The organism is Thiomonas islandica (assembly GCF_055383445.1).
Genome location: NZ_AP042391.1, coordinates 1,798,662 through 1,823,070, shown reverse-complemented (window position 1 = coordinate 1,823,070; position 24,409 = coordinate 1,798,662). Strand labels below are relative to the sequence as shown.

General features: G+C 61.8%; 26 protein-coding genes, 2 pseudogenes and 1 other annotated feature. Of the genes and pseudogenes, 16 read left to right on the top strand and 12 right to left on the bottom strand.

The genetic code is table 11. The annotated features are described in order from the left end of the window. Positions 1 to 297 precede the first annotated feature (297 nt). Together ACZ47F_RS08920 and ACZ47F_RS08915 are read right to left on the bottom strand one after the other, a co-directional pair. Positions 298 to 1,461, bottom strand: a complete 1,164-nt coding sequence (locus ACZ47F_RS08920; protein ID WP_464924376.1) for a J domain-containing protein — start codon at positions 1,459 to 1,461, stop codon at positions 298 to 300. A gap of 164 nt (positions 1,462 to 1,625) precedes the next feature. Further along, the gene (locus ACZ47F_RS08915) at positions 1,626 to 1,835 is read right to left on the bottom strand and encodes a hypothetical protein (protein ID WP_464924375.1); all 210 of its coding nucleotides are present in this window, start codon (positions 1,833 to 1,835) and stop codon (positions 1,626 to 1,628) included. A 31-nt stretch (positions 1,836 to 1,866) separates the two neighbouring features. On the opposite strand from ACZ47F_RS08915, the gene ACZ47F_RS08910 reads away from it, so the two are divergent. Continuing rightward, the gene (locus tag ACZ47F_RS08910; protein ID WP_464924374.1) at positions 1,867 to 2,283 is read left to right on the top strand and encodes an ATPase, T2SS/T4P/T4SS family; all 417 of its coding nucleotides are present in this window, start codon (positions 1,867 to 1,869) and stop codon (positions 2,281 to 2,283) included. 441 nt (positions 2,284 to 2,724) lie between these two features. Here the strand turns inward: ACZ47F_RS08910 and ACZ47F_RS08905 are convergent, their stop codons facing one another. Both ACZ47F_RS08905 and ACZ47F_RS08900 read right to left on the bottom strand, forming a co-directional pair. Beyond that, complete coding sequence (locus tag ACZ47F_RS08905) at positions 2,725 to 3,021, bottom strand: addiction module antidote protein (protein ID WP_156054986.1); 297 nt, start codon at positions 3,019 to 3,021, stop codon at positions 2,725 to 2,727. A gap of 3 nt (positions 3,022 to 3,024) precedes the next feature. Continuing rightward, entirely contained in the window at positions 3,025 to 3,321 is a 297-nt protein-coding gene (locus ACZ47F_RS08900) for a type II toxin-antitoxin system RelE/ParE family toxin (protein WP_464924373.1), read from the bottom strand. Positions 3,322 to 3,805: 484 nt separating this feature from the next. Here ACZ47F_RS08900 and ACZ47F_RS08895 point away from each other — a divergent pair. Continuing rightward, a pseudogene (locus tag ACZ47F_RS08895) lies at positions 3,806 to 4,081 on the top strand (integrase core domain-containing protein); the annotation flags it as partial. Between the two features lie 5 nt (positions 4,082 to 4,086). On the opposite strand, the gene ACZ47F_RS08890 reads toward ACZ47F_RS08895, so the two are convergent. The 3 genes from ACZ47F_RS08890 to ACZ47F_RS08880 form a co-directional block, all read right to left on the bottom strand. Continuing rightward, positions 4,087 to 4,224: a hypothetical protein gene (locus ACZ47F_RS08890; protein WP_464924372.1), complete on the bottom strand. Its 138-nt coding sequence runs from the start codon at positions 4,222 to 4,224 to the stop codon at positions 4,087 to 4,089. A gap of 70 nt (positions 4,225 to 4,294) precedes the next feature. Continuing rightward, positions 4,295 to 4,666, bottom strand: coding sequence for a helix-turn-helix domain-containing protein (locus ACZ47F_RS08885; RefSeq protein ID WP_464924371.1), 372 nt, complete (start codon positions 4,664 to 4,666; stop codon positions 4,295 to 4,297). A gap of 18 nt (positions 4,667 to 4,684) precedes the next feature. Further along, entirely contained in the window at positions 4,685 to 4,987 is a 303-nt protein-coding gene (locus tag ACZ47F_RS08880) for a type II toxin-antitoxin system HigB family toxin (protein ID WP_126152464.1), read from the bottom strand. 497 nt (positions 4,988 to 5,484) lie between these two features. Here ACZ47F_RS08880 and ACZ47F_RS08875 point away from each other — a divergent pair, with 497 nt between their 5' ends. From ACZ47F_RS08875 to ACZ47F_RS08860, 4 genes are all read left to right on the top strand, one after another. Beyond that, the gene (locus ACZ47F_RS08875) at positions 5,485 to 6,348 is read left to right on the top strand and encodes an RNA polymerase factor sigma-54 (protein ID WP_464924370.1); all 864 of its coding nucleotides are present in this window, start codon (positions 5,485 to 5,487) and stop codon (positions 6,346 to 6,348) included. Then, positions 6,345 to 6,650: a GIY-YIG nuclease family protein gene (locus tag ACZ47F_RS08870; RefSeq protein ID WP_464924369.1), complete on the top strand. Its 306-nt coding sequence runs from the start codon at positions 6,345 to 6,347 to the stop codon at positions 6,648 to 6,650. Before ACZ47F_RS08875 ends, ACZ47F_RS08870 begins: the two co-directional genes overlap by 4 nt. Positions 6,651 to 6,697: 47 nt before the next feature. Continuing rightward, a protein-coding gene (locus ACZ47F_RS08865) for an IS3 family transposase (protein ID WP_464924368.1) occupies positions 6,698 to 7,926 on the top strand; the annotation gives its coding sequence in 2 pieces (ribosomal slippage) (positions 6,698 to 6,986 and positions 6,986 to 7,926; 1,230 coding nt in all). Beyond that, positions 6,976 to 7,092, top strand: a sequence feature (AL1L pseudoknot). (Overlaps the previous gene by 117 nt.) Before the next feature lie 117 nt (positions 7,927 to 8,043). Then, positions 8,044 to 8,847 carry an LEM-3-like GIY-YIG domain-containing protein gene (locus ACZ47F_RS08860; RefSeq protein ID WP_464924367.1) on the top strand — a complete coding sequence of 268 codons (804 nt, stop codon included), beginning with the start codon at positions 8,044 to 8,046 and terminating at the stop codon, positions 8,845 to 8,847. A gap of 785 nt (positions 8,848 to 9,632) precedes the next feature. Here ACZ47F_RS08860 and mobI read toward each other — a convergent pair. Beyond that, positions 9,633 to 9,965 carry a conjugative transfer protein MobI(A/C) gene (gene mobI / locus ACZ47F_RS08855; RefSeq protein WP_464924366.1) on the bottom strand — a complete coding sequence of 111 codons (333 nt, stop codon included), beginning with the start codon at positions 9,963 to 9,965 and terminating at the stop codon, positions 9,633 to 9,635. Positions 9,966 to 10,562: 597 nt separating this feature from the next. On the opposite strand from mobI, the gene ACZ47F_RS08850 reads away from it, so the two are divergent. From ACZ47F_RS08850 to ACZ47F_RS08830, 5 genes are all read left to right on the top strand, one after another. Then, a complete protein-coding gene (locus tag ACZ47F_RS08850; protein WP_464924365.1) occupies positions 10,563 to 11,537 on the top strand; it encodes a ParM/StbA family protein in 975 nt (324 codons plus the stop codon). 256 nt (positions 11,538 to 11,793) lie between these two features. Further along, positions 11,794 to 12,147 (top strand): hypothetical protein, encoded by a 354-nt coding sequence (locus ACZ47F_RS08845; RefSeq protein ID WP_464924364.1) that lies wholly within the window; start codon positions 11,794 to 11,796, stop codon positions 12,145 to 12,147. A 67-nt stretch (positions 12,148 to 12,214) separates the two neighbouring features. Then, positions 12,215 to 14,020: a tyrosine-type recombinase/integrase gene (locus ACZ47F_RS08840; protein ID WP_464924363.1), complete on the top strand. Its 1,806-nt coding sequence runs from the start codon at positions 12,215 to 12,217 to the stop codon at positions 14,018 to 14,020. Then, positions 13,983 to 14,633, top strand: coding sequence for a uracil-DNA glycosylase (locus ACZ47F_RS08835; protein WP_464924362.1), 651 nt, complete (start codon positions 13,983 to 13,985; stop codon positions 14,631 to 14,633). Before ACZ47F_RS08840 ends, ACZ47F_RS08835 begins: the two co-directional genes overlap by 38 nt. Then, entirely contained in the window at positions 14,623 to 14,841 is a 219-nt protein-coding gene (locus tag ACZ47F_RS08830) for a WGR domain-containing protein (protein ID WP_464924361.1), read from the top strand. The genes ACZ47F_RS08835 and ACZ47F_RS08830 overlap by 11 nt, the downstream gene beginning before the upstream one ends. A gap of 141 nt (positions 14,842 to 14,982) precedes the next feature. Here the strand turns inward: ACZ47F_RS08830 and ACZ47F_RS08825 are convergent, their stop codons facing one another. Together ACZ47F_RS08825 and ACZ47F_RS08820 are read right to left on the bottom strand one after the other, a co-directional pair. Further along, positions 14,983 to 15,564, bottom strand: a complete 582-nt coding sequence (locus ACZ47F_RS08825) for a DNA-binding protein (RefSeq protein ID WP_464924360.1) — start codon at positions 15,562 to 15,564, stop codon at positions 14,983 to 14,985. Then, on the bottom strand, positions 15,555 to 15,965 hold the full coding sequence (locus ACZ47F_RS08820) for a hypothetical protein (RefSeq protein ID WP_464924359.1): 411 nt from the start codon (positions 15,963 to 15,965) through the stop codon (positions 15,555 to 15,557). The genes ACZ47F_RS08825 and ACZ47F_RS08820 overlap by 10 nt, the downstream gene beginning before the upstream one ends. Before the next feature lie 381 nt (positions 15,966 to 16,346). Here ACZ47F_RS08820 and ACZ47F_RS08815 point away from each other — a divergent pair, with 381 nt between their 5' ends. Then, on the top strand, positions 16,347 to 16,610 hold the full coding sequence (locus tag ACZ47F_RS08815) for a FitA-like ribbon-helix-helix domain-containing protein (protein ID WP_464924358.1): 264 nt from the start codon (positions 16,347 to 16,349) through the stop codon (positions 16,608 to 16,610). A gap of 32 nt (positions 16,611 to 16,642) precedes the next feature. On the opposite strand, the gene ACZ47F_RS08810 is transcribed toward ACZ47F_RS08815, so the two are convergent. Both ACZ47F_RS08810 and ACZ47F_RS08805 read right to left on the bottom strand, forming a co-directional pair. Continuing rightward, on the bottom strand, positions 16,643 to 16,888 hold the full coding sequence (locus ACZ47F_RS08810) for a hypothetical protein (RefSeq protein WP_464924357.1): 246 nt from the start codon (positions 16,886 to 16,888) through the stop codon (positions 16,643 to 16,645). Positions 16,889 to 17,072: 184 nt separating this feature from the next. After that, positions 17,073 to 17,325 (bottom strand): annotated as a pseudogene (locus tag ACZ47F_RS08805) (mercury(II) reductase); the annotation flags it as partial. Between the two features lie 267 nt (positions 17,326 to 17,592). On the opposite strand from ACZ47F_RS08805, the gene chrA reads away from it, so the two are divergent. From chrA to ACZ47F_RS08785, 4 genes are all read left to right on the top strand, one after another. Further along, positions 17,593 to 18,798 carry a chromate efflux transporter gene (chrA, locus tag ACZ47F_RS08800; protein ID WP_464924356.1) on the top strand — a complete coding sequence of 402 codons (1,206 nt, stop codon included), beginning with the start codon at positions 17,593 to 17,595 and terminating at the stop codon, positions 18,796 to 18,798. A 10-nt stretch (positions 18,799 to 18,808) separates the two neighbouring features. After that, positions 18,809 to 19,114, top strand: coding sequence for a PadR family transcriptional regulator (locus ACZ47F_RS08795; RefSeq protein ID WP_464924355.1), 306 nt, complete (start codon positions 18,809 to 18,811; stop codon positions 19,112 to 19,114). Positions 19,115 to 19,283: 169 nt separating this feature from the next. After that, the gene (locus ACZ47F_RS08790; RefSeq protein ID WP_464924354.1) at positions 19,284 to 20,522 is read left to right on the top strand and encodes an RNA polymerase factor sigma-54; all 1,239 of its coding nucleotides are present in this window, start codon (positions 19,284 to 19,286) and stop codon (positions 20,520 to 20,522) included. A gap of 131 nt (positions 20,523 to 20,653) precedes the next feature. After that, positions 20,654 to 24,217, top strand: a complete 3,564-nt coding sequence (locus ACZ47F_RS08785) for an EAL domain-containing protein (protein ID WP_464924353.1) — start codon at positions 20,654 to 20,656, stop codon at positions 24,215 to 24,217. Positions 24,218 to 24,409 lie beyond the last annotated feature (192 nt).

Here is a 24,409-nt window from a genome sequence, read left to right as displayed (position 1 = left end):
AGGACTGACATTGCACAAAAGATGCCAGCGAGGCGCTCTGAATTTTCCTTTATCGTTCAACCACTTATCAATCGCCGCTGCGATCCGGAAATGACCGCTTTGCAACAAACCCGACAAAGCAGCCGATTCGATACGGCAGTGCGAGACATTGATGTCTCACGCGGCGGGAGGCCAAAGACGGACTGGAGCCAATAGGCCATGCCCCAAGGCAGCGCTGGCGCCAAGACGTCAAACACCACTCACGGCACGGGGAAACACCCGGGCAGACGGCCAGCCGTTCAGCTTACGCGGGGGTGTTCATCGACGACGGCGGCGGGGACTCAGCTCCTCGGCGAGGAAGTTTTCGAGCGCAGCCAATGCCTCATCCCAGCTCTCCTCGGCCAGTGCTTGGCTGGAACGCTCTTGCTCACGCAGCCAGGATTTCATGAAGCGCACCTCGGCTTTGCGCGAAAGCACCAATTTCAGTTCGCCCTCGACCATCTCCAGGGCGTCGAGTTCATGTTCGATCAGGGTATCGATGGCGCGGGGATCGAGCTTTCCAGCGGATGCGGCGAAGGGCATGTTGATCCGCAGATCCTGCTCGATCAGGGTGATCTTCTCCTCCAGGTCGGCAAGCTGGGCTTTGAGCGCCCGAACATAGTCCTTGATCTGCGCGTCGGCCAGAGACGAAAGGTGGGCGGCGTCGACCATGGCGATTTCAAGCTGCAGGCCGAGCAAGGCAAGGAGATCGCCGTTTTTGTAAGACTGATTGGCGCGCTGAAGCAAGGCAGTCTTGCGCGTACGCTCTTCTGGGTCAGACTCGCGGTCAGGATGCAGCGCGCTGGCGAGTTTTCGGTAGATGATGCGCAGGGACGGGACTTTGGCGTCTCGCGGCCGCTTCTCCACGTCGATCTGATGCCATTGGTGAAATCCGGCGCTGTCGTCAGCCTCCGCATCGAAGGCATCGGCCTCGGGCGCGTCGGCGCCCTGAGCATCCGCTTGACTGAACGTGTCGAAGCCAAACAGGTCGTCCATCCCGGATGCACGTTTCTCACGCGCCGGTACACGCTGCCGGTTCAGGATCGCCTCGATCTCCGCGTCGTGCTGAATGCTCAGGCAGGCATGCGCAAGTACCTCGATCAGGACGCGCAGGCGCTTGTGGTCAGTTTTGTTGTACCGGGGATCGGCTTGCATGACGTCCAGGGCCAGCAAGAGTTCTTTGCGCATCGCATTGAGATTGCGCATCTTGGGGTCAATCTGCGCAGCCTGTGCCTGGGCTGCACGCTGCATCGCATCGTGCCATTGCTGAAGACGATTGCGGGCGCGGTGAATCTTGCCGAGCAGTGTGTTGAAAGCCTTTTGCTGTTTGCTCAGCGGCTTGCCAGAAACAGGGGGCTGCAGGGTGATCGCGGGGACGGACATGGGCACAATCGATCGAAGGCTGGGCTGGCGGGGGTTCGAGGCGCCGGGAGACTTGTCCATGACGTTGGTCGGTTCGTCCCAAGCGCCGACCCTCGCGGTGGGCAAGTCGGTTCACTTTATCTTACCCGGTGGCCTACGAGAACCGATCAGCATAGCGAATCGCGAATGAATTCATCGCCGATCTTGTTCTCGCCGGCCGCTGCCAGACCCCTACTCACTCCCACTCACTCATCAATGAGCACCGTAACGTGTTGATTTATTGCCACTTTAATCGACTCAATTAACCAGATACCAGCAAAAATACCATTGCGAATCATCCCCTTGTTGATGCCTGTTGCTGCCGTATGTTGCCAAACGCACCCGCCAACCTTCAAGTTCTCGCGCATTACGAATGCCATCCTCCCCGGCGCTTTCGCGAAGAACAGCGCGCCCATCTGGTTCATCCTACACGCCGATCACCGCATCGTGGTCATCGAAGACACGCGTGAGCTGCAGGTCAAGGCCGAGAACGTGGTGTTCTTGCGCACCAGCGACAACACCGACATGACCAGGCTGCTGCGCGCAACCATGCGCTTGCGCCCAGACCGTATTGTGGTGGGCGAGGTGCGCGACGGCAGCGCCTTGGCCCTGCTCAAAGCCTGGAACACCGGTCACCCTGGCGGGGTCGGCACGGTGCATGCCAACGACGCCAGCGCCGCGCTGATCCGCATCGGGCAGCTCATCCAGGAAGCTGGTGTGCCGCCAAACCCGGAGTTGATCGCCGAAGCCGTCAATGTGGTCGTGTCGATCAAACGCACCAGTGAGGGGCGGCGGGTCGAGGAAGTCTCGCAGGTTCGCGGCTGGTCAGCTGGTGGCGGGTTTCATGTCGAGAGGGTTGCTTGATGGACGTCTCGACCGGCGCAAATCCTGGGCGCGGCTATGGCACGCGACTGGGCGGCTGTGGCACGCGCCGCACCCTGTCGCCGTCGATTTCGATCCCAATTTCTCTCAGGCCGGCCGCGTCGGAGCGCAAGCGGCGCCGCGCATTTCTCATATCTTGGTCGTTTAGCGCGCCAGCAGTCGCTTCGATCAGGGTGTCGATCTTCCATCCGCCGTTGGGTTGTCTGTCGACGCTATGGGTGATCAGGAGACGCGCCACGGCTTGGTTACAACGACCGATGTTCGTGTGGCAGCCGCCGTTCCGGCCGGTGACCACGAGTGATTCAGATCAGTCTAGCGCGGCCCTTCGAGCAAACGCGCCGGCCGACGGCTCCTGGCCGTCCGCGGCCTTACAGCGATGCAACGCAACTGGCTTCACTGGCCGACCAGGGACAGTGGTAACCGTCAACCAGGCACTGACTCTGCATGCAGCCTGAGCTTGAGCGCTCGGATCACTTTCATCACCGTGGAGAACTCCGGGTTGCCTTCGGCAGACAACGCCTGGTAAAGCCCCTCGCGTGAAATGCCCGTGTCGCGTGCGAGTTGGCTCATGCCCCGGGCGCGGGCAATCGTGCCCAGCGCAACGCGGATGAGGCTGCCGTCGCCGGGGTCGTCTTCGATGCATGCATCCAGGTAGGCGACCATATCTTCGTCGGACTTCAGGTAGTCCGCCGTGTCGTAGCGCGTGAATTTTTCAGCCATCGTTCAGTCCTTCCAGTCCTTGGCAATTCCAATCGCCCGTTCGATGTCCGCGTCCTGCGTGCGCTTGTCACCGCCAGCGAGCAGCACGACGATCACCGGTCCACGTCGCATGAAGTACACGCGGTAGCCTGGCTCATAGTCGATCCGGAGCTCAGACACGCCGTCTCGCAAGGGCTTGGCGTCGCCCGGATTCCCGAGCGCCAGACGATCAAGCCGGGCCTGGACGCGCGCCCGCGCTTGCCGGTCTTTCAGTCCATTCAGCCAGCGCTGAAAAGTCTGACTCTGGATCAGTTCCAACATGAATGTCATTCTGACCTTACGGCGGTCAATTGTCAATCATGGTTCACAAGCGCGCTGACCGGGCGACCGGCCTGACGCAACGTGGTGCGGAATCCAGGAAGGAGGCCTCTCCGGGCCAAGCTCCAAAAGCCAACGGGTCCGCACCGCTATGCAACAAAGCCAACAGGAATTTTCTCGTGCCGCAATCGCGGCTCCGACCATCGTCACGCCGGCGGATGGCCGTGTCGAATCGGCCAGAGGCTGGATCTACGCTGCCGTCGCCGATCGCCTCGAGCGCCTGGCACGCGCCGACGCACAGCGCGATGGGGTCCAGACTGCGGTCTGGTCCCATGGCGTCCTGATCCCGCAGCCCCAAGTCGAGATCTCCGCTGAGCGTGGCTATCTCAGGGTGCGCTGGGCTGATCTGGGAATCAGCGCTTCGCTGCTCGTGCGCATTGGCGATGTGCGCATCGGCTTCATGCTTGCTCGCGGGAATGCGAAGGACTTCCGCGACGTCCTGACCGAGTACGGCATCACCGCGTCGATGAGTCGTCGTGGCAATTGTTGGGACAACGCCTGCAGCGAGACGCTGTTCGGGTCATTGAAGGTGGAGCGGTTGCATGGGCAGCGCTTCAAGACACGGCGCCAGGCGATGGACGAAGTCGTCGCCTGGATGCTCTGGTACAACCGCACCCGGCTGCACTCAACCCTGGCCTATGTCAGCCCGATGCGCTTCGAAGAAAACTGGCTCGCCAACCAACCCAGGCAAGCCAGTGCATGAGTCGGCTATGGGATACGAATTCCAGGGGCAAGGTCATTGTGCCAGACCGGCCCTTCGCCATCGAGCCGCCAGCGTCGCAGCGTCTTGAGACTGACCTGCCAGCGTTCGGCCACATGCTTTTCGGTCATCACGGGGTAGTGCATCTTTTTCTCCTGAACAGATGACCCCATGACAACGCTGTTCACCGTAGAAGCCAAGCTCAGTGTTCGCTGATCACCCGGCAACTGTCTCCGCAATCAACACATCGGCCGGGATACCCAGGCTCTTGTGCAGTCTGCGGATCATGGCCAGCGTCAGCGGGCGCTTGCGGCTCAGGACTTCGTAGACGCGGTTACTTTTGCCAATCATCGGCTCAAGATCTTTGACGGACAGACCGATCTGATCCATGCGGAATTTGATGGCTTCCACCGGATCTGGCGCGGTGATGGGTACGCGCTTGGCCTCGTAGGCTTGCACCAGCGTGGCCAGGATGTCCAGGCGATCTCCCTCAGGCGTGCCCAGATCAGGGTCGGACTCCATCAAGGCCGAAATCTCTTTGAGCGTGGCCTTGTAGTCTGCTTCGGTGTGGATAGGTTGGATGTCCATGTTTTCCTCCGTGGCCGGTCAGGCCATTTCAACGGTTTCGGCGTCCACTGCGTCGTACTCTTTGTGGGTGCCGACAAACTTCACGTAAACGATCTGCAACTTGTACGCAATGGCCACGATCAGCCGGTAGTCATTGCCTTTGATGTTGAAGACCACGCGACGGTTCTTCAGCACGCTGGCGCTGCGGTACTGCGCCTTGATGTCGGCGGGCTGGCTCCAACTCGCACTGGTGGCCTCCTCGTACCAAGCCTTCAGCGGCTGCTCGGCGTCGGGGTAGCGCTCCCAGAAGGCCCGAAGGGTGGACACGGCAATCACTCGCATAGGCCGAAGTGTAGTCCCAAAATGGGACTAAGGCAAGCGACGTTCGGCCGAGGCGGGTGGTCAAGGCGTCCAAGAATGGGTGTGAATGGGTGTGTTTATGGTTGTCCGAGCCGGCGCAGCATTGATCGGCTGGATTTCCGAGATGCTCGTTTCGTACAGGTGGGCACCTACAATGGGGCCGCTTTCGTATCTGGTTCAGATGACGGACGCGGGTTCGGTTCCGCGTTCCACCACCATTCCCAAAAGCCCGAACCCGTTTCGGGCTTTTTTACGCCTGCCCGGAACGCCCGTGTTGGCGCGCCTGCGCGGGTTGGCCTCGCGCGCGCCACCCTGCCCATTCTTGGACTTTTGGCCCGCTACCGCCTCTCTGTTCTCTGTTTTTCTCTGCTTGCCTCGCGCGCGTGCGCGAGGCCGTGTCGTTATGAATCAATGCGTGACGAACCATGGGTTGGCGATGCAAACTGCCGGGCGGCGGCGACTGAAAACACGCCTGTGACATGGCGCCGACGCTGTTGGGCAAGATCATGCTGGCCCGTTTGCTGGAGTTGTCCTTGCGCCAGTTCGAGCGCTACGTCGCCCGGGTGGAGGCCAGCGCTTCATTTGCCTTATTGCGCGAGTCCGGTCGGGTAATGGCGGGCACCTGGAGCGGGGCGGTGAGGGTGGACGTGGGGGAGGTCAACGCCGCGCGCGCGGCCTGTCTGGGACAGGTGTGCGACCACGCCGGGGGCCTGTCGTTCGTCTACGCCAACACCTGCCATGTGCGCGCGTACCGCTTCGACGAGGCGCTGCTGCGGGCGCTCCCGTCGCGCCAGGCCTTGCCCAAGGAACTGACGGCCACGCTTCATCGGCTGCGTCTCATCAACAGCCGTAACCGGCTCACGCACGCGCTGATCGAAGCGCTGCTCGACATCCAGGCGCCCTATCTGATCTCTGGCGACCCGCTTATGCGGGTGCCGCTCCCTCAGGCGCACCTGTCCAGGCGGCTCGTGGCGCGCGGCGATCTTCCCCTGGTCGCGGATGCAGGACGGCTGTCCCGCCTCATCCGCGGCTTGTCGTTCAAAATGACGGATGGAAGGACCCTGCCGTTGAACGTGCTGTTTCCCAACGAGCGGCAGCTTCACTGCCTTCGTGTCGATGCCTTGATCAAAGGCGAAAAAACGCAGATTCGGGAAGGGCATTTGGCACGTCCGCTGTCCGACGAGGCGATTGCAGCGCTTCTGGAGAGCCAATACGGGGTTGTGCTTTCGCGGCGCTCGGTGGCGGCCATACGGCACCAGCTGGCGATTCCTGACTGGCGCCGGCGGGGTGAGCGCAAGGACTATCTGGCGGCCACGGAAGGATTCTCCCCCTGCTGCCCTTGACGCCGCAGGCGCTGTCCACCGGGGTACCGCCGCATCCGGGCGTGTACGAAATCCGGTCAACGGCGAGCCGGGAGGACGTCGGCGCGCCCGGCAATGCCGCCGCACCGGATCGGACGCAGGTGCTCTACATCGGCTCGACGTGCGATCTGCGCAAGCGCCTTTCGGATCATTTGCGTGGCAACAGTGGTAATCCGCTGCTGTACCGGGTATTCTGCGAGTATTCTGCGAGACCTTCGGCGCGCCGCCGTTGGCCAGCCGCCGTTGGCCAACCGCATGCGCCCTTAAGAAACCGCGCCGACTGAACCGCCCCGGATTTTGAGGAGGCTCCAACCTTCGAGAGAATGGAGCCATGAACAAGTCGAACAAGTTTTCCCCTGAAGTCCGTGAGCGCGCTGTGCGCATGGTGCAGGAGCACCGCGGTGAGTACCCCTCGCTGTGGGCCGCAGTGGAGTCGATCGCCCCCAAGATTGGCTGCTCGGCGCACACCCTGCTGGAGTGGGTCAGACGCGACGAGATCGATGCAGGCACGCGACCAGGCGTGACCTCGGCAGAAGCCCAGCGCATCAAGGATCTGGAGCGCGAGAACAAGGAGCTGCGCCGTGCCAACGAGATCCTCAAGCTGGCCAGCGCGTTTTTCGCCCAGGCGGAGCTCGACCGCCGACTCAAGAACTGAGAGCGTTTGTTGATCAGTACCGCGCCCAATTCGGGGTCGAGCCGATCTGCAAGGTCCTGCAGATCGCCCCAAGCGGTTACCGCCTGCATGCGGCCCGGCGGCGCAATCCGGCGTTGCTGCCGCCACGCGCTCAGCGCGATGAGCGGCTGATCCCCCACGTCCAACAGGTCTGGCAAGTGAACATGCAGGTCTATGGCGTTGATAAAGTCTGGAAGCAGATGAACCGCGAGGGTACCGTTGTGGCGCGGTGCACGGTCGAGCGGCTGATGAAGCGCCTGGGCTTGCGCGGCGCCATCCGCGGCAAGGTGGTGCGCACCACCATCGCCGATGCCAAGGCGCCGTGCCCGTTGGATCATGTCAACCGGGTCTTCAAGGCCGAGCGGCCCAATCCGCTCTGGGTGTCTGATTTCACGTACGTGTCTACCTGGCAAGGCTGGCTGTACGTGGCCTTTGTCATCGATGTGTTTGCCCGCCCGATCGTGGGCTGGCGCGTGAGCAGCTCCATGCGCACGGACTTCGTGCTCGATGCCTTGGAGCAGGCGCTGTACGCCCGGCAACCGCAGCAGGACGACGCTCTGATTCATCATTCGGACAGAGGCTCGCAATATCTGTCCATCCGCTACACCGAGCGGCTGGCCGAGGCCGGTATTGAACCTTCTGTGGGCAGCAAAGGAGACTCCTATGACAACGCGCTGGCCGAGACGATCAACGGGCTGTACAAGGCGGAATTGATCCATCGGCGCGGCCCGTGGAAGACGCGGGAGGCAGTCGAACTGGCGACCCTGGAATGGGTGGCCTGGTTCAACCATCATCGCTTGATGGAACCCCTGGGATATATCCCTCCGGCAGAAGCTGAGGCAAACTACTGGAGGCAGCAAGCCAGTCATGTCACCACTGTGGCCTGACTTAAACCAACTGGCCTCCACGAAAGTCGGGGCGGTTCATGACGCGCTTCCTTGAGGCTTTGGGATACCCTGGACATCAGATTTCCGTTTCAGTGAATAACGAAGAAAGGACGGCCTGTGTTTTCTCCCGCCACCATCGAAGCCATTGGGTCCTACGTTTATGCCCTCACCGACGAAAACGACCGGATCTTCTATGTCGGCAAAGGGCAAGGAAACCGCGTCTTCGAACACGTTGAAGAGGTGCGGCGGCTGGTCCGCAGTGATCCGGCCGGCCTGCTAGAGCAGTCCGACGCCGATGACGCTGACAGCAATGGAATGGGGCCAAAGCGTCAACGGATCGCCGAGCTTCTTCGGCGCAGGACAGAGCCGCGCATGTACATCATTCGAGAAGGACTAACCCCTGAGCAGGCGCTCTTGGTCGAGGCGGACTTGATCAGTGTTCTCGATTGGCAACTTGAAGAAGCGCTGACCAACCAAGCAGCAGGGCACGGGACTGCCCATTTCGGCCTGAAGTCAGTCGACGAACTGGAGGCAACGAAGGGTGAGCCCTTCCGCGTGGCTGACCTGCCCGATCTTGGCGATGCTCAAGAGGTAATCGCAATCAACGTGAACCGGCGCTGGTCGGAAGTGATCTCTGGACAATCCACGCTCCTGGATGTTTCCAGGGGACATTGGAAGCTGAGCAAGCAGCGAGCCGAGAAGTGTCCATATGCGGTCATCCACGCAAATGGTATTGTGCGAGGCGTCTTCAAGATCAGGGCGTGGCATGGGCCCGATAGCGAAGGACGTTGCATCTTCGAGCCTGAGCACGATGCTCCGCTGCTCGGGTCGCAGTTCAGCCAGAAGAATGCCTCGTCCTTATTCGGCCCCGCCGGCAGTGGCTCCCAGAATCCGATTCGGTATGTGCGAACTCCGCGCTGAATCTGAACCACACCGGCTCGCCGTGCTTGCCGCCGCTGGCACGGGTGTAGTGAGCAATGGCCTGCTTGAGTTCCTCGCCAATGCCGATGTAGTCAACCACCAGGCCACCTGGCTTGTCCCTCCAGACACGATTCACGCGGGCAATCGCCTGCATCAGCCCCTGCCCCCGCATCGACGCAAGACCACAAGCTGATCGAGACAGCCGCGCAGATCGCCATGACGCAGCCGGATGGCTTCGGCGATTTCATGACCTTCACTCATGCCGTTCTGTGCCAAGTCGGCTTCCTCGATCCAAGGTTGACGGGCGCGAGTTTCTGCGCCAGTCTGGCGAGGCTTGGATCAACATCCAGGCCGGCATTCTGGGCGAGGGTATAGGGCCGGCCTATACCCTCGCCGGCAGATGCGCGCCCTAGCCGCCTGCCGCTTGCAGATGGGCTACAGGGCCGAAACATGCCCAACATGGCCCCGGTCAAGCCGGTGACCGGAGGCGTACTGCTGCTTGGGTCGCCGCCACTCATACCCTACAAGGGCGGCCCAACCAATCAGATGCGGGGCAGAAGTCGAAGCCGTAGCGGCGCCGATTCGCTTCGAAGATAGGACGGCTGCGCCGCCCGCGCGCCACGAGCCCGCCCTGAACGGCGGGCTTGTCGCGCACCGGGCCAATTTCAAGCCCCCTGTGCTTTCTCAATGGCGCTGTCCAGGTAGGACAGGGCCCTCATGACGCAGCCCGCCTCGTACCGGATCGCCGCCAATGCGTTCTCGGTTTCGGCCACCTTGTCCTTCTCTCAGTCCTGGGCATATTCCAGCAGTTTGCTCAGGGTGTAGCCATGCGCTGCTCTAGGCTTGGCGATGTACGTCGTAAACGCCCTCCGCGTGCCCTTCGCCTTCGAGCCGTACCAGCGCTTGTCGTACCACTCCGCTGCTATCGATAGCCCACGCTGGCGGATTCTGGGCTTGAGGGAGCTTTTCTTCTGCCAGTCCATATGCTGGTTCATCTCGTCCTTGAATTTGTAGTACTCGTTCACCACAGCCATTGCCCGTTTGTGCAGGCTTTCCATGTGCCTTTCCAGGGCTGCTTTGACTTCTCCCAAGTCGTTTCCCTGCATCGTGTTGGTCATATCGATTTCCTTATGTTTACTAGATCGGCAACAAAACGCTATGCCTTATAGAGAAAAATTCCCCCTCCTCGTTTACCCGCGCACCTTGACGCAATGCCTTTAACTCTAAGGCATGACGCTTCGATTCCTTTCCAGTACTGGAAAGGCACCAGAGACGTACTGCATTTCTGGCCGTGCCATGTAGACATCGCGCTTCGATTCCTTTCCAGTACTGGAAAGGCAACCGAGCTTGTTGGCGACGGCCATTCTGCATGGGGCACTGGCCGCACTGGCAACCCATCATCGTTTCTGTGCCTTTGAATCTAAGGCATGACGCTTCGATTCCTTTCCAGTACTGGAAAGGCACCACAACACTCAATACTGTAACTCGACGCTCTCCGTGTTCGTGGCGCTAAACAGTGCGTTTTTGCGCTCTTTTCGTCGCAGTTTTGGATGATCCGCCTGATATGTTCTCAAGTGGTTTGCTAGCGGTATTAGGTTGTCGAGCGATCATGCCGGTGCTACTGACGGTTCTCTGGAAGGCGACTGAGGGTGCACCGAATCACTTCGGAGCGAGATGACCGAAAACTTGTTTCTAACGGTTCACTGGAGGTCGACTTGAATATTCTCGGTATTGACATTGGGTACTCCAACCTGAAGATCGCCTTTGGCGCCAAAGGCGAATCCCCGAAAACCCACCTGCGCCCTGCGGGCGCCGCGCCCGCCGACAGATTCGGGGCGCGCTTCGATGGGAAGGCGCACGATGACTTCCTGCATGTGATGGTGGACGGGCAGGAGTTCATCGCCGGCGTCTCACCGGACCGCGCCGAAATGTGGAGTCGTTCCCTGCACGCGGACTACCCCGCCACAGCGTCTTACAAGGCGTTGTTTCACGCCGGCCTTCTCCTCTCGGAGATGGACAGGATCGACACGCTGGTCACCGGGCTGCCTGTGTCCCAGTATCTGGATGAGGCCCGCAAGAAAGCCGTGGCCGAACAGATGCAGGGAAACCATCAGGTAACGCCCAAGCGAACCGTCGCTGTCGAGAAGGTCAAGGTCATCCCGCAACCGGTGGGCGGGCTTCTCGACTACATCTCCCAGGAAGATGCCGATATCGAGGACGCGCGAGTGCTAGTGGTCGATCCCGGGTTCTTCTCGGTCGATTGGGTCGTGATCGCCAACAAGGACCTGCATCGCCAATCCTCCGGCACCAGCCTCAATGCCTCGTCGGTCGTTCTCGAAGAGGCTTCCAGGCTGATTGCCAAGGATCACGGCTCGGCGGTCAATACCGAAACCTTCGAAAACGCCATCCGGGCTGGCAAGTCAACCGTGCTCGTGCTTGGCCAGCGCGTGGAGCTGGCTCCCTACATCGAGCAGGCCGCGAAGACGGTCGGTCCGGTTGTTGTCGAATCCATCCAGAAGTCGCTGCGGACGGAAAGCAAGATGGCTGACCTCGTGGTCCTGGTTGGTGGCGGCGCCATGTTCTTCCGCGAGGCGGTGCAGGCCGCGTTTCCACGGCTGGCCGTGGTCACGCCGAAGGACCCGGTGTGCTCCAATGCTCGTGGATTCTGGTTGATGGGGGCGGCCCAGTGAGTGGTATCCGGATCGTTCTTACCGTTACCGAAGCCAGTCCGGAGCTTTTTGCGGCGTTGCAGGAGGTGCCCGCCAGGCTGCGGGCTGAACGTGTCCGGACGCTCGCAACGCTCGGGCTCGCTGCCGTTTGTGGCGGGATCGGTAGCAGGCCGGCCATAGGTCCGGCCACCGAGTCTCAACAGAATGCAGGGACTCAGAATCGGGCGCTCACGTTCGCCAAGTCATTGGGAGATGGGATGTGATCTGGAATATTGGAATGCCCCCGAAAAACACGCTCGTCGCCCTCGTGGTGCGCAAGTGGCTAGGCCGCACCGCCGAAGGCCTGCGCATCAGCTTCTTGGCGGCTGATCCTGCCCGACATATCGCCATCTTTGCGGGCCATGTCGGTCTCGCTACCGACGTGCAGTTCGAGCCGTCGCAGACGGTAAGAATGGGGCGTCTCGTCGAAGATGGGGATGGTCTGATGGTTCTCGACGAGGAAGGCGATCAAACCGATTTCGGGGTCGATGCAATCCTCGCGTGGGCGCATGTCCCGTCGTTTGCCATGGATCAGGCAGCGGCCCGCGAAACCGATCTGTTGCTCCGCCGCATCAAGAATGTCTCCGATTGATCGAAAGGTAGGCCGCCACCACCTCGCCTTTTACCGAGGGTGGCTCCAAGGGCTCGATCTCAAGTCGTTGGCCGACCGCTACCTCGAAACCGGGCTCGACCTGCGGCTGGCCAAGACGGCCCTGGGCTGGCTGCGCGACACATTGAGCCAGGCGGCACTCGGGCATGGCAAACGGGGCGAGGCGCGATTGCTGCGACTCCATCTGGCGTCCAGCCAGCAGGCCAAGACCCCCGCATTCCCATCGCTTGACGATTTCCGGGCAGAACACGACCCTGACGGGTTCTATCAAGAAGAAGAACTGATCCGGCTGTATCTGGAGACGTTCCCCCAGGCCGGGGACAGAAAAATCCGTCAGCGTCAACGCCTCATCGAGCGCCAACTGAAAGCACTCGGTGTCCTCGAAGGTCTTCTTGCCACCGAACCCGTGCCGGCAGATCTTGTCTCCGCATGGTTCGACAAGTCTGTTGCCGATCGACTGGTTCTTGCCGGCATTCCGACCATCGGCGCCCTTCTGGATCGAATCCGGGGCCGTGGATACCGTTGGTGGATCACCGTGCCCAAACTTGGCGAGAAAGGCGCCGCCCGGATCGTCGCCTGGTTACGTGGATATGAGTCGTCCCTGGGGCCGTTGCCAGAACATGCCACTGCACCGGTGCGCAGCCTGCCGGCGCCCCTACTCGTCCAGGCCCGAGATCGACAGACCGCCATCGTGCCCATCGAGGCCCTCGCGGTGCCGCAGTCGCTGTCTGGCGAAACGGGTTCCAATCGGCATCCCGGCTTGCCGCGCATTCAGGCCGGTAATGACCATCAGGCCATCGAATCCTGGCTTGCCACGAAAGCCGGCAGCCCGAACACGGCCAGAGCCTACCGCAAGGAAGCTGAACGGCTGCTTCTCTGGGCTGTGATCGAGCGCCAGAAAGCGCTTTCCGATCTCACCGTCGAGGACTGCGCGGCCTACCGGGACTGGCTGTCCATCCTTGGGCGGACGAACCCGGAGCAGTGGCCGTTTCGGATTTCCCAAGGTGAATGGATCGGCAGCCGAAACACGCCACGATTCAGCCCCGCTTGGCGTCCGTTCGACGGCCCGCTGTCAGCGGCGAGCGTGCGCCAGGCGCTGACCATCGTCTCCAGCCTGTTCGAGTGGTTGGTTCGTGTCCAGTATTGCGCCTTCAACCCCTGGGACGCCGTTGGCCGGAAACCGGCCGCAAGCACTGACACACCCGAGGACGTGGAATTGACGCGGGTGTTCTCGACCGGCCAATGGGGCTACCTGATGACTTTCCTCGACACCTTGCCTGCGGACGATGCGACATCCCGGCTACGTTTCGTGCTGCCCTTCGCCCAGACCACTGGCCTGCGTCTATCGGAACTGGTGGATGCGAGCATCGGGCGGCTCTATACCATGCCGCTCAAGGAAGGTCTGGGCGTACGCTGGATGCTCAAAGTGCTGGGCAAGGGCGGCAAGTGGCGGGCTGTACCCTTGTCCAACCCGGTCATGGATCGTCTCAGGGAATACCTTGCCCACCGTGGCCTCGACCCCGACCCGCTCGCCAATCCGCCCGAGACGCCTTTGATTTCCCGGCTTGGAAGCCAGGAACCAGTGACGGGAAGCGCCTTGTACAAAACGCTGCGGACGGTATTCCATCAGGCCGCAGAAAGCCTGGCGGTGGATGGCAAAGACCAGGAGGCCAGGACCTTCCGCCGGGCGACCGTCCATTGGCTACGGCATACCTGCGGCGCTCATCTTGCATCGAGCGGGGTGCCGGTGAATCTGGTGCAAAAGCTTCTGGGGCACGCGAGTCTGGCGACCACCAGCATCTACACGGAGACGGACGATGAACGGCTGTGGGCCGAAATCGAGTCAAGAGCCTGAGTGCCGGCTGTGCCACAGGCTTGCCGCAAGCCGCACCCGGATCGTCTTCCCCACGCCCTGCCCGCCGGGCGGTCTGCTCGCGGTCGGGGAGGCGCCGGGCGTGGATGAGGACGAAATCGGAGAAGGATTCGTCGGGCAGGCCGGCCGCACGCTCGACACCCTGCTCGTCCGGCACGGACTGGAGCGCAGCCGCGATTACGGCGTGGCCAACATCGTGCGATGCCGCCCGGATGGCAATCGGAAGCCCGACAAGACCGAGATCGCCAACTGCCTGCCGTGGCTTGCCGATTTTCTTGGAATGGCGCGCCCAAAGGTGCTGTTGCTGGTCGGCTCCACGGCGACTGAAGTCTTCCTCGGTCCCGGGCCGCTCCACTGGCAGATTGAGCGATCCAGAAAATCCCAGGTGCTGCTCGCCAAGGATACGCACCCGATCCTTCAGCCGGCGATCCTGGGGCTGTATGACGCTGTGGGCGACATCTTTGCCATTCCCATGCCGCACACCTCAGGCATGGCGTGGAACCGCAAGGCGCCGAGCGGAAAAGCGTGGCGTGAGATTGGGGAAGAGCAGGTTGAACTGGCCGTCAAATGCCTAGAGTTATCGCATGAGACTTGAGTACAGGACCGACCGGCGCGGCTATACCATGTGGCTGGAACGCGACCTGTTCGGGGACTTCGTGCTGTATCGGCGCTGGTACGGCCTGCACAACCGGCGGGGCGGGATGAAACGCCAGGTGTTCGAGCGCGAACAGGATGCGCTGAAAGAGGTGCGCCGGATCGTGCGCGTGCGGGAAAGGCGCGGTTATGCGCCGGTCTATCGGTAGCAGAAGGCGTGCCGGTCCATGGCGCCGCCTTGCCGGCGACGAAGAATCGTTGCACAGAGCCTGCGTCGAGTGGTTTGCGTGGCTTGACCGGTTGGCGTAGCCACGACTACCTCGTGGCCGTGTGCCGGTCGATCGAGGGGTTCACGTCTGTCGATCGTTTTCTGTCCGACCGGAAGCCGCCATTTGGCGCAACAGATCGTGTAGGCGCTGATTCTCCTGCCGCAGCTCTTCGATACGCGCCTCATTCTCCCTCGCCTGCTCCTTGAGAGTGATCACATGGGCTTCGGTCTCGGCGTGACGACGAACCAAGTCCGCAAACGCGGCGCCGGCTTCGTCCGCCTTGGCCTGGCACTCCTCCAGCGCCGTCGACAGGTCCTCGGCGACCGCTTCCAGCTCCTGCCGCTCGCGATCCCACTCTTTCTGCGCCTGGCTGTACTCATCCTTTAGCTTCAACACTTCCGCCTTGGCGATCTCCGTCGCTTTCGCCCAGACTCCCTGAGCGAAGCGGCGAACGGTCTCGTCCAGGTCTGGTGGTACGGGGCCAGCTTCCTGCGCCTTGTCTGTCTTCTCCTTCCGTCGCTGGTGCCATTCACGCATGGCTTCGGAGATCGTCGTGAAGCTTCCGCTGCCAAGCGCTCTGCGAACGGCGGCCAGGGTCGGCGCTTTCCCTTCCGCGTCGAGCCGGTCGGCGACGGCCCAAATGTCCTCCCGGGTCAGCGCCATGACGACCACCCTTCGTGCTGGCGCGCGAGCACGTTGATCGCCACGAAAGCACCCCATGTGGCCACCACCCACTCCAACAGATCATGGCCGGCGACCAACATCAGGCCGACGCATACGGGAATCGCTCCAAGCATCAAGGCTGCCGCGATGCGATAGTTCGTCTTTCCATTCGCCAGCGAGGATACCCAGACCACAAACAGCCAGGCGGGCGGGGCGATGAGCATGCCGGCGATACCGTGGCCGCGCGCCATTTGCTCTCCAGCGACGAATATGGCTGATATGGCAGCCAAACATCCAGCAAAGCTTTTCGACTCTGGAAGATCAGAGCCGGCGGACCGAAACGTCGCGATTTCAAAAGCGCGCACGACGACCTCGCGCACGAGTATGAGCAACTCTTTCATGGCTGATCCTTTCTGTAGTAATACGATACTACTACAACATACAACATTTTCAAGTCAACATGGGCCGGTTTGTGCGGCATGCGTTGCGTAGCACAGACGGTTCTCTAGAAGTGCACTCGCAGACTGTCACTCAGAGATGGTCGGCGCGCGTCGGTTGCTAGCGGTGCATTGGCGGTTTACTGAAAAGCCTGCTGCGGATGTCGCGCTTGGCGCCTGCGACTGGCGGTTCACTGGCGGTTGCGGCGCCCTGCATGCGGGCGATAAATCCACGCTGCCTGCTACAGGAAGTGCTCTGGTGGTTCTGTGATGCACCTATGCCTGCATAAATGCAGTCATTCGCCTATTATTGATGTCAATGAAAGCAGATAAGGGGTTTTGTATATGGGCACCCTGACAGTACGTAACCTACCTGATGAGGTGCATCGCGCCCTGCGCGTGCGCGCCGCCATGCACGGGCGCAGTACGGAGGCCGAGGTGCGCGCCATCCTGGAAAACGCGGTGAAGCCGGCGGAGCGTATCCGCATGGGCGATGCCCTGGCGGCGCTGGGTCGCAGAATTGGCTTGAAGGGTGGGGATTTCGCAGTCTTTGAACAGGCGCGGGACAAGACGCCAGCCGCGCCAATGGTGTCGATTACCGCCGACTGAAGTCGGTGGGTTCGGCTCCAGAGGTTCTGCGATCAACTTCCGGGATGCGCAGGGCGGTCCGCGCCGAGCTTTTTCAACAGGCTGCGGACGTGAGCAAGGGAAGCAGCTTCGAAGCGGGTTGCCGCAAAACGCTTCACCAGAATCTCGTCGGCATCGATCAACGTCTCGCCATTCGGCCCTTCGTGGCGCTCCAGTGATCCAACCTCCAGGAACGCATCAACCCAGGTAACGGGGACGTCCATCAGGTCGGCCGCTTGCTGTCTGGTCAGTAGACCCATCTCTTCTCCTTTCTGTCGTTTGTCGCATCTGTAGCAGAAAAAGCAGGCGTAAGCAATTGTTATCTATGGGGTTTTTGCCGCCGCATTTCTGGTTTGCCGACTTGTGCGCAAAAAATTGCGCTCATGATAATGACAGTTATCATGAACGATAGCTATGGGCATCCGTCTGCCAACTCCTTTGAGCTTATCCAGCGCAGCAGGAAAGCCGCTTCACGTCCTTCCCAAAGGTCTGCACGCCGATCAGCCGTCCCGAGCCGGCCTCGGCCATCAGCTTGATGAAGCCGCGCGGGTCGAAGTTGGCGAGCGCGCGGTACGTTGTCGAGCGTGATCGTGCGGTCGTTCGTTTCGATGCCCTCGAGATGCGCCGTGGTTTTCGACGAGCCAACGGTGGCGACCTACGAGTCGGTGAAGACCAGGGCCGGCATAGCGGGCAAGTTGCCCGATTGCTCGCTGATGCGGGCCATGTCGATGACGATGGCGCCCTGCCGTTATTGCTTGATGGCCAGCGGCACCGGGAAGAACAACGCCAACACCGGCATCAGGATCGTTCAGAGACCGAACCCCGAGAATAGGGTCGGTCTATAGGTCAGGAAGGCGGCGACGCCAATCAAGACGAGTGCCATGCGAGAGACGCCTGTGTGAAATAATCGGGTTTCGATATCGAATTTCGATAATAGGCCGAACCCAATCGAGAAGGCGAACGCATGGCCCGCACCCACATAGAAGACCGCAGCCCGTGGTCAGTGTTCTTCATCTTCCTGCGCCTCGGGCTGACCTCTTTCGGCGGCCCCATCGCCCATTTGGGTTACTTTCGCCACGAGTTCGTGACACGGCGGCAGTGGCTGACCGAACGCAGCTATGCGGACTTGGTGGCGCTCTGCCAATTCCTGCCGGGGCCCGCGAGCAGTCAGGTCGGGATGGCGCTGGGATTGTCGCGTTCGGGTTACGCCGGGGCGGTGGCCGCATGGGCCGGGTTCAACTTGCCGTCGGCGGTCGCGCTGATCGTGTTCGCGCTTGGCATCGCGCGCTTCGGTGATGCGCTCGCGCCCGGTGCGCTGCACGGTCTGAAGATCGTGGCGGTGGCCGTCGTGGCCCAGGCGGTCTGGGGCATGGCCCGAAACCTCTGCACCGATGTGCTGCGCGTCACGATCATGGCGGTGGCCAGTTACGTCGTTCTGTGGGTGCCGTCCGCATGGGGGCAAGTCGGCGTCATCATCATGGCGTCCATTGCCGGACTCCTGTTGTTCAAGCCTGGGCAGGCTCCCGCCCACGACCCCCTGCCCATGACGGTGAGCCGCCGGGCCGGGGCCGTCTGGCTGGTCGTGTTCCTTGCGCTACTGATCGGTCTGCCGATCCTGGCGCACATGGTTCCCGATCCAACCTTGGCCCGCATCGACGCCTTCTACCGGGCCGGATCGCTGGTGTTCGGCGGCGGCCACGTGGTGTTGCCGTTGTTGCAAGCCGAGGTGGTGCCTCCCGGCTGGGTGAGCAACGAAGCCTTCCTGGCCGGATACGGTGCAGCGCAGGCCGTGCCCGGTCCTTTATTCACGTTCGCCGCCTTCCTCGGCGCGTCCATGAACGGCGAACCCTCCGGTTGGCTCGGCGGAATGATCTGCCTGATCGCCATCTTCATACCGTCGTTCCTGTTGGTGGTGGGAGCGCTGCCGTGTTGGGAGCAACTGCGTCGCCATGTCCGCGCACAGGCCGCACTGGCCGGTGTCAACGCAGCGGTCGTGGGCTTGCTGCTGGCCGCACTGTACCAGCCGGTCTGGACGAGCGCGGTTCATCGGCCTCAAGACTTCGGTCTGGCACTGATGGCCTTCGTCGCCCTGATGTTCTGGAAGCTGCCTCCATGGCTGGTCGCCTTGGGCAGTGGCGTCACGGGGTGGCTGTTGAGCGTCGTGAATTGAGCAAGCTGCGATGAATGACAACGATCTCTATGGCGGGCTGATCCGCCTGCACCTCCTGCACCATGCGGCCGAAGAGCCCATCTTCGGCCTTGGCATCATCGAGGAGCTGCGACGTCACGGCTACGAGATCAGTCCCGGCACGCTGTACCCGATGCTGCATGGGCTGGAGAAAAAGGGTTATCTGACCTCGCGCCAAGAGCGCACGGGACGGCGGAGCCGACGCGTCTACGAGCTCACCGAGCAGGGACGGGTCGCGCTGATCGAGGCCAGAGCAAAGGTCAAAGAACTGTTCGGCGAGTTGATCGAGGGCCGATGATCAGGCCAACGCTCGCTTTTTTGAGCACAAGACCATTTCTCTTCGCCCCCACTCGGTGGGCAGTTTGCGCCGGACTGAGGCTCCCCTGGTTTTTCGTCTTCCAACGGGTGGTTGCGATGGTGAGTGGGTTGTGGGCAGGCGACGCGAAACAAAAAGAAGAGACGAAGAATTGCAGTACAACAATATCGATGCCGCTCTCCTGGGCAAGATCATGCTTGCCCGTTTCCTGGAATTACCGCTGCGGGGTTTCGACCGCTTTGTGGGGCGGGTCGAATCCTCCGCCGGGTTTTCCGCATTGGTGCAATCTCGATGGGTGAGCCCGACCACCGTACCAGACGCCCTGGTCGAGCTGGACCTGGGCGACAGGTTCTCGCGCCTCCCCAACTTGAGCCTGGGGCAAGTGCTTGAGGCGGGCGGGCGTCTCGTATTCGTCTATCACCGCGAAGCTTTCGCCCGCGAATACCGGTTCGACGAGGCGATGTTGCAGGACCTCAAGTCGCGCCAAGCGTTGCCCAAGGAACTGGCGACAACCCTGCACCGGCTGCGCCTCATCAACAGCCGCAACCGGCTCACCCATGCGCTGATGCAGGCGCTGCTCGAGGCACAGGCGCCGTTCTTGCGCTCCGGCGACCCGATGCGGCTTGCGCCGCTGACCCAGGCGCAAATGGCCGAGCGGCTCAGGATTGATGCGGGGCTTTCGATGGTGGCCGATGCGGGGCGTATCTCTCGCCTGGTGCGCGGACTGTCGATCATCCTGCCGAACGGGAAAGCGCTGCCATTGCCGGGACTGTTTCCCCGGGCGCGCCAGCTTCATTGCCACTACGTTGATTACCTGATAAAAAAGGAGCCATCGTGGATGGCGGAAGGGAGATTGCAGGGGCCGCTGTCGGACGGGGCAATTGCCGAAATCCTGGCGCGCGACCACGGCATCCGGCTATTGCGGCGGACGGTGGCCGACATCCGGCACCAGCTCGCGATTCCGGATTGCCGGCGGCGCCGTCACCGGATGAATTACCTGGTGGCGACCGAAGGGTTTTCCGCACTGATGCCGCTGACGCCCCAGGCGTTGCGCAGCGCGGTTCCCGCCCATCCGGGGGTGTATGAGATCCGCGCGGCAGCTGCCGCCCCCGCTGCGGAAGCAAACGAGCCGCTGGAACAAAGGGGACCGTCGCCCGAGCCCCACGGTGTGGTCTATATCGGTTCGACGGGCGACCTGCGCAAGCGCCTGGGCGATCACCTGCGCGGTAGCAGTGATAATCCGCTGCTGTATCGCTATATTGCTGAGGGGGCCGCGCGGGTGCGGTTTCGCCCGGTGAGCGAAGGCTGGCGCTGGGTGGAGCGGGAGTTGTACCGGGTGTTCTGCGAGACCTTCGGCACGCCGCCGCTTGCCAATCGTATGAGTCCTTAAGAAAGCGCGTCGTCTGACGATATAACAAATGATTGGCCCGCTCCGGGTAAGGGGCCAGTCAGAGTGCCAGTAAAATGAAAATGCAACAATAACAAAAAGATCGCAACAATAACAAAAAGGTCGAAAGCAAGATGGAAGAAACCTTGCGCAAGCAAGCAAGCAAGCAAGCAAGCAAGCATGACGGCGGCTTCCTCTCCCCCTCCTGGGTCATGGCGAGGTCCGGGGGCATGAAGCCGATTGACGAGATCGTCGAAGCGGTGGTGCGGGCCTTGGAGCTCGACGATGCCGCGATTGCCCGGCGCAAGGCCTTTCTGGAATTCACCGACGAAGACGTCGCCCGGCTCAAGCGGCTGCATACTGCCCTGCAGGATCTCCCCCCGGAATTCGCCCAGGCTTTCTACGACCATCTGCTGCGCTTCGAAGAAACCCAACGCCTCATCCCCGACACCGCAACGCTCGAGCGCCTGAAGCAGACCCAGGCCCGGTACTTCGACAGCCTCACCGCCGGCGAATACGGCCGGGAATACATCCACCATCGCCTGCGCGTGGGGGTGGCCCACCAGCGCGTCGGCCTTGCGCCGGCATGGTATCTGGGCGCCTACGGCAAGTACTTCTCGGGATTGCTGCCCGAACTCTGGCAGCGGCTCGGGAAAGACCCCGAGACGTTTGTCGCCACAGTTCAGTCGTTCAGCAAGATCGTGCTGCTGGACATGGTGCTAGCCATCGACACCTATATCCAGGCCGACCGGCGAACCATCCTGGCGCTGAAGGAGTACGCCGAGATGGTGTTCGCGAGCATCCCCTTCGGGCTGATAGTGCTCTCCCCCGAGCTGACGGTGTTGTCCGCCAACCAGTGGTTCCTGAAGCGGTTCGGGCTGGCGGAGAATGCGGTGCGCGGCTGCCCCCTGGACGCGGTGGTCGCGGCCGAGGGGCTTAAGGCACATGCCCGCGAAATCCTTGAACATGGCATTGCCCGGCATGATATGCGGCTCGACATGGGCGCGGCGGGCAAGGCGGCACGCATCCCGGTGCGCGTGACGCTGACTGGAATCCGCCTTGCGGAAGAAGAAGAAGAAGAAGAAGAAGAAGCCCGGCTTCTGATGATCGTGGAGGATGTAAGCGAAGAAGAGCGGTTGCGCGAGCAGGCTCGCGCGCACGAGACGCGTTACCGCGACCTGGTGGAGGGGCTGGACGCCATCGTCTACGAAGCGGACGCCGAAACGCTTGCTTTCACCTTCGTCAGCCGACGCGCCGAGGCGATCCTGGGCTACCCTATGGAGCGCTGGCTCGCCGAGTCCGACTTCTGGGTCAATCTGATTCATCCTGAGGACCGCGAGCGTGCCCTCGCTACATACCTGCAGGCGGCAGCAGAAGCCCTTGATCGCGCACTCGAATATCGTGTCATCGCCGCCGATGGGCATGTCGTCTGGCTACGCGACCGCGTGCGCGTGATGAGAGACGAGAAGGGCCGCACACAACGGCTGCGTAGTGTCATGGTGGACATCACCGCGCGCAAGCGCGCCGAGGAATGGCAGCGGCACTACGCGCGCACGCTCGACCTGCTCAGCACCGGCGTGCCGCTTCCGGAAGTGCTGGAGGGCATTGCCGCCTTTGCCGAGCGGCAGATGGATGGCGCGCTCTGCTCGATCCTGCTGTTGTCTGCCGACGGTAAACATCTTGTGCACGGCGCCGCCCCCAGCCTGCCCGAGTTCTACAACCGCGCCATCGACGGTCTGGCGATCGGCGAGGGCGTTGGCTCTTGCGGCACGGCCGCGTTCACGGGCCGCACCGTGATCGTCGAGGATGTGCTCACCCACCCTTACTGGGCGAACTACCGCGATCTCGCCGCCCGCGCCGGGCTTCGGGCCTGCTGGTCGGAGCCTATCGTCTCCGGCGATAACAAAGTGCTCGGCACCTTTGCCTTGTACCACCGCGAGCCGTGTGCACCCACGCCAGAAGAAATGGCGCTCATTCGCCAGGCGGCCCGGCTCGCCGCGATCGCCATCGAACGGGCCCGGCAGCAGGAGGATCTGCGGCTCGCCGCCGTGGTATTCGAACAAAGCGTCGAAGGGATCATGGTCACCGACGCAGCCGAGCGCATCCTGATGGTCAACCGGGCGTTCGTGGAGCTGACGGGCTATGCACCTACCGAGGTGATCGGCCGGACACCGCGCATCCTCAATTCCGGGCGGCACGATGCAGCCTTCTTTCGGGCGCTCAAGGAAAGGCTCGAAGCCGATGGCCGCTGGCAAGGCGAAATCTGGAACCGGCGCAAATCGGGCGAGATCCACCCCGTCTGGATGTCGATTGCCACCGTGCGCGACGCGCAAGGCGCGGTCAGTCACCATATCAGCATCCTGGTCGACATCAGCGAGCAGAAAGCCCAGGCGGCGAAGATCGAGCAGCTCGCCTTCTACGACCCTCTGACGGGGCTGCCCAACCGGGCGTTGTTCCTGGATCGGCTCAAGCAAGCGCTGGCGAGCGCCCAGCGCCACGGACAGCGGGTGGCGCTTCTGTTTTTGGATCTCGACCGCTTCAAGGAGATCAACGACACCCAGGGGCACGCCATCGGCGACCGGGCGCTCATCGAGATCGCCCGGCGGTTTCAGGCCGCATTGCGAGAGGAGGAAACCCTGGCGCGCCTGGCAGGCGACGAGTTCGTCGTGATTGCAATGGGGGCCAACCAGTCGGCCGCGGCCCTCATCGCCGAACGAGTCCAAAAGGCGCTCGCCGAACCTCTCGCAATCAATGGACGGTTTTTTACGCTCAAGGCAAGTATCGGCATTGCTTTCTATCCAGAAGATGGACGCTCGGCCGAGGAACTGCTCAAACACGCCGACATCGCCATGTACCGCGCCAAGACGTCAGGCAGCGGCTATCACTTCTACCGCCCGGAGATGGGCACGGACTTGGCGAGGAAGCTGGAAATCGCCCATCGGCTGGAAACCGCCCTTGCCGCCGGACAACTGCAACTCCACTATCAGCCCCAGATGAATTTATCCAACGGCAGAATCGAGGGGGCCGAAGCGCTGGCACGCTGGTTTGACGCCGAGTGGGGAATGGTTTCACCGGCGGAGTTCATACCCATCGCCGAAGAACGGGGGTTGATCGGCACGTTGGGTGAATGGGCGCTCAGCGAGGCGTGCCGCCAGGTGCGACGCTGGCAGGAGCAACAATGCCCGCTGCCCGGCAGAGTCGCGGTGAATGTGGCCGCAAGGCAGTTCGAGGACGACGACTTCATCGACCGGTGTCTTCGGATCGCTCGCGAAACCGGTACAGCACCCTCTGCAATCGAGCTCGAGCTGACCGAGTCCGGCATGATGCGCGATCCGGAACGTGCCGTGGAGATCACGCGCGCCCTGGCCTCGGCCGGGTTTGCGCTCTCCATTGATGATTTCGGCACCGGATATTCTTCACTGGCTTACCTCAAGCGGTTCCCTGTTCATAAACTGAAGATCGACATCTCATTCGTCCGCGACATGTTGAACGATCGCAACGATTACGCCATCGTCAGCACCATCATTGCCATGGCCAAGAACCTGGAGATGGAGACGCTCGCCGAGGGGGTGGAACGGGCGGATCAGGCCGATGCGCTGTTGACACTGGGATGCCAGCTGGCGCAGGGCTATCATTTCGGCCGGCCGGAAGCTGCTGATGATTTCGAAAGGACGTGGCTGCGCGGCTCTCGCAATTAGGCTGCTATTTTTTTCTTGCATATTCAAAAGGTGCTGCCTTCGAGAGCACCAACTCTGCTGGACATGCCAAGCAACAAAAACCCCGGCCCTCGCGAGACCCCTGTGGCTGTCAGGCGTCATTCCTGATGGCAGCTACTCACGTAGCATCTACGAATGGAAGCGCCGGCTGCTCCGCCTGGCCGGCGCTATTCG

Bases quoted from the DNA above. Each gene is read 5' to 3' on its own strand.
- ACZ47F_RS08920 (WP_464924376.1), bottom strand. From the start codon at position 1,461: ATGGACAAGTCTCCCGGCGCCTCGAACCCCCGCCAGCCCAGCCTTCGA.
- ACZ47F_RS08915 (WP_464924375.1), bottom strand. From the start codon at position 1,835: ATGGGCGCGCTGTTCTTCGCGAAAGCGCCGGGGAGGATGGCATTCGTA.
- ACZ47F_RS08905 (WP_156054986.1), bottom strand. From the start codon at position 3,021: ATGGCTGAAAAATTCACGCGCTACGACACGGCGGACTACCTGAAGTCC.
- ACZ47F_RS08900 (WP_464924373.1), bottom strand. From the start codon at position 3,321: ATGTTGGAACTGATCCAGAGTCAGACTTTTCAGCGCTGGCTGAATGGA.
- ACZ47F_RS08890 (WP_464924372.1), bottom strand. From the start codon at position 4,224: ATGCACTACCCCGTGATGACCGAAAAGCATGTGGCCGAACGCTGGCAG.
- ACZ47F_RS08885 (WP_464924371.1), bottom strand. From the start codon at position 4,666: ATGGACATCCAACCTATCCACACCGAAGCAGACTACAAGGCCACGCTC.
- ACZ47F_RS08880 (WP_126152464.1), bottom strand. From the start codon at position 4,987: ATGCGAGTGATTGCCGTGTCCACCCTTCGGGCCTTCTGGGAGCGCTAC.
- ACZ47F_RS08875 (WP_464924370.1), top strand. From the start codon at position 5,485: ATGGCGCCGACGCTGTTGGGCAAGATCATGCTGGCCCGTTTGCTGGAG.
- mobI (WP_464924366.1), bottom strand. From the start codon at position 9,965: ATGACCAACACGATGCAGGGAAACGACTTGGGAGAAGTCAAAGCAGCC.
- ACZ47F_RS08845 (WP_464924364.1), top strand. From the start codon at position 11,794: ATGCCCCCGAAAAACACGCTCGTCGCCCTCGTGGTGCGCAAGTGGCTA.
- ACZ47F_RS08835 (WP_464924362.1), top strand. From the start codon at position 13,983: ATGAACGGCTGTGGGCCGAAATCGAGTCAAGAGCCTGAGTGCCGGCTG.
- ACZ47F_RS08830 (WP_464924361.1), top strand. From the start codon at position 14,623: ATGAGACTTGAGTACAGGACCGACCGGCGCGGCTATACCATGTGGCTG.
- ACZ47F_RS08825 (WP_464924360.1), bottom strand. From the start codon at position 15,564: ATGGCGCTGACCCGGGAGGACATTTGGGCCGTCGCCGACCGGCTCGAC.
- ACZ47F_RS08820 (WP_464924359.1), bottom strand. From the start codon at position 15,965: ATGAAAGAGTTGCTCATACTCGTGCGCGAGGTCGTCGTGCGCGCTTTT.
- ACZ47F_RS08815 (WP_464924358.1), top strand. From the start codon at position 16,347: ATGGGCACCCTGACAGTACGTAACCTACCTGATGAGGTGCATCGCGCC.
- ACZ47F_RS08810 (WP_464924357.1), bottom strand. From the start codon at position 16,888: ATGGGTCTACTGACCAGACAGCAAGCGGCCGACCTGATGGACGTCCCC.
- chrA (WP_464924356.1), top strand. From the start codon at position 17,593: ATGGCCCGCACCCACATAGAAGACCGCAGCCCGTGGTCAGTGTTCTTC.
- ACZ47F_RS08795 (WP_464924355.1), top strand. From the start codon at position 18,809: ATGAATGACAACGATCTCTATGGCGGGCTGATCCGCCTGCACCTCCTG.
- ACZ47F_RS08785 (WP_464924353.1), top strand. From the start codon at position 20,654: ATGGAAGAAACCTTGCGCAAGCAAGCAAGCAAGCAAGCAAGCAAGCAT.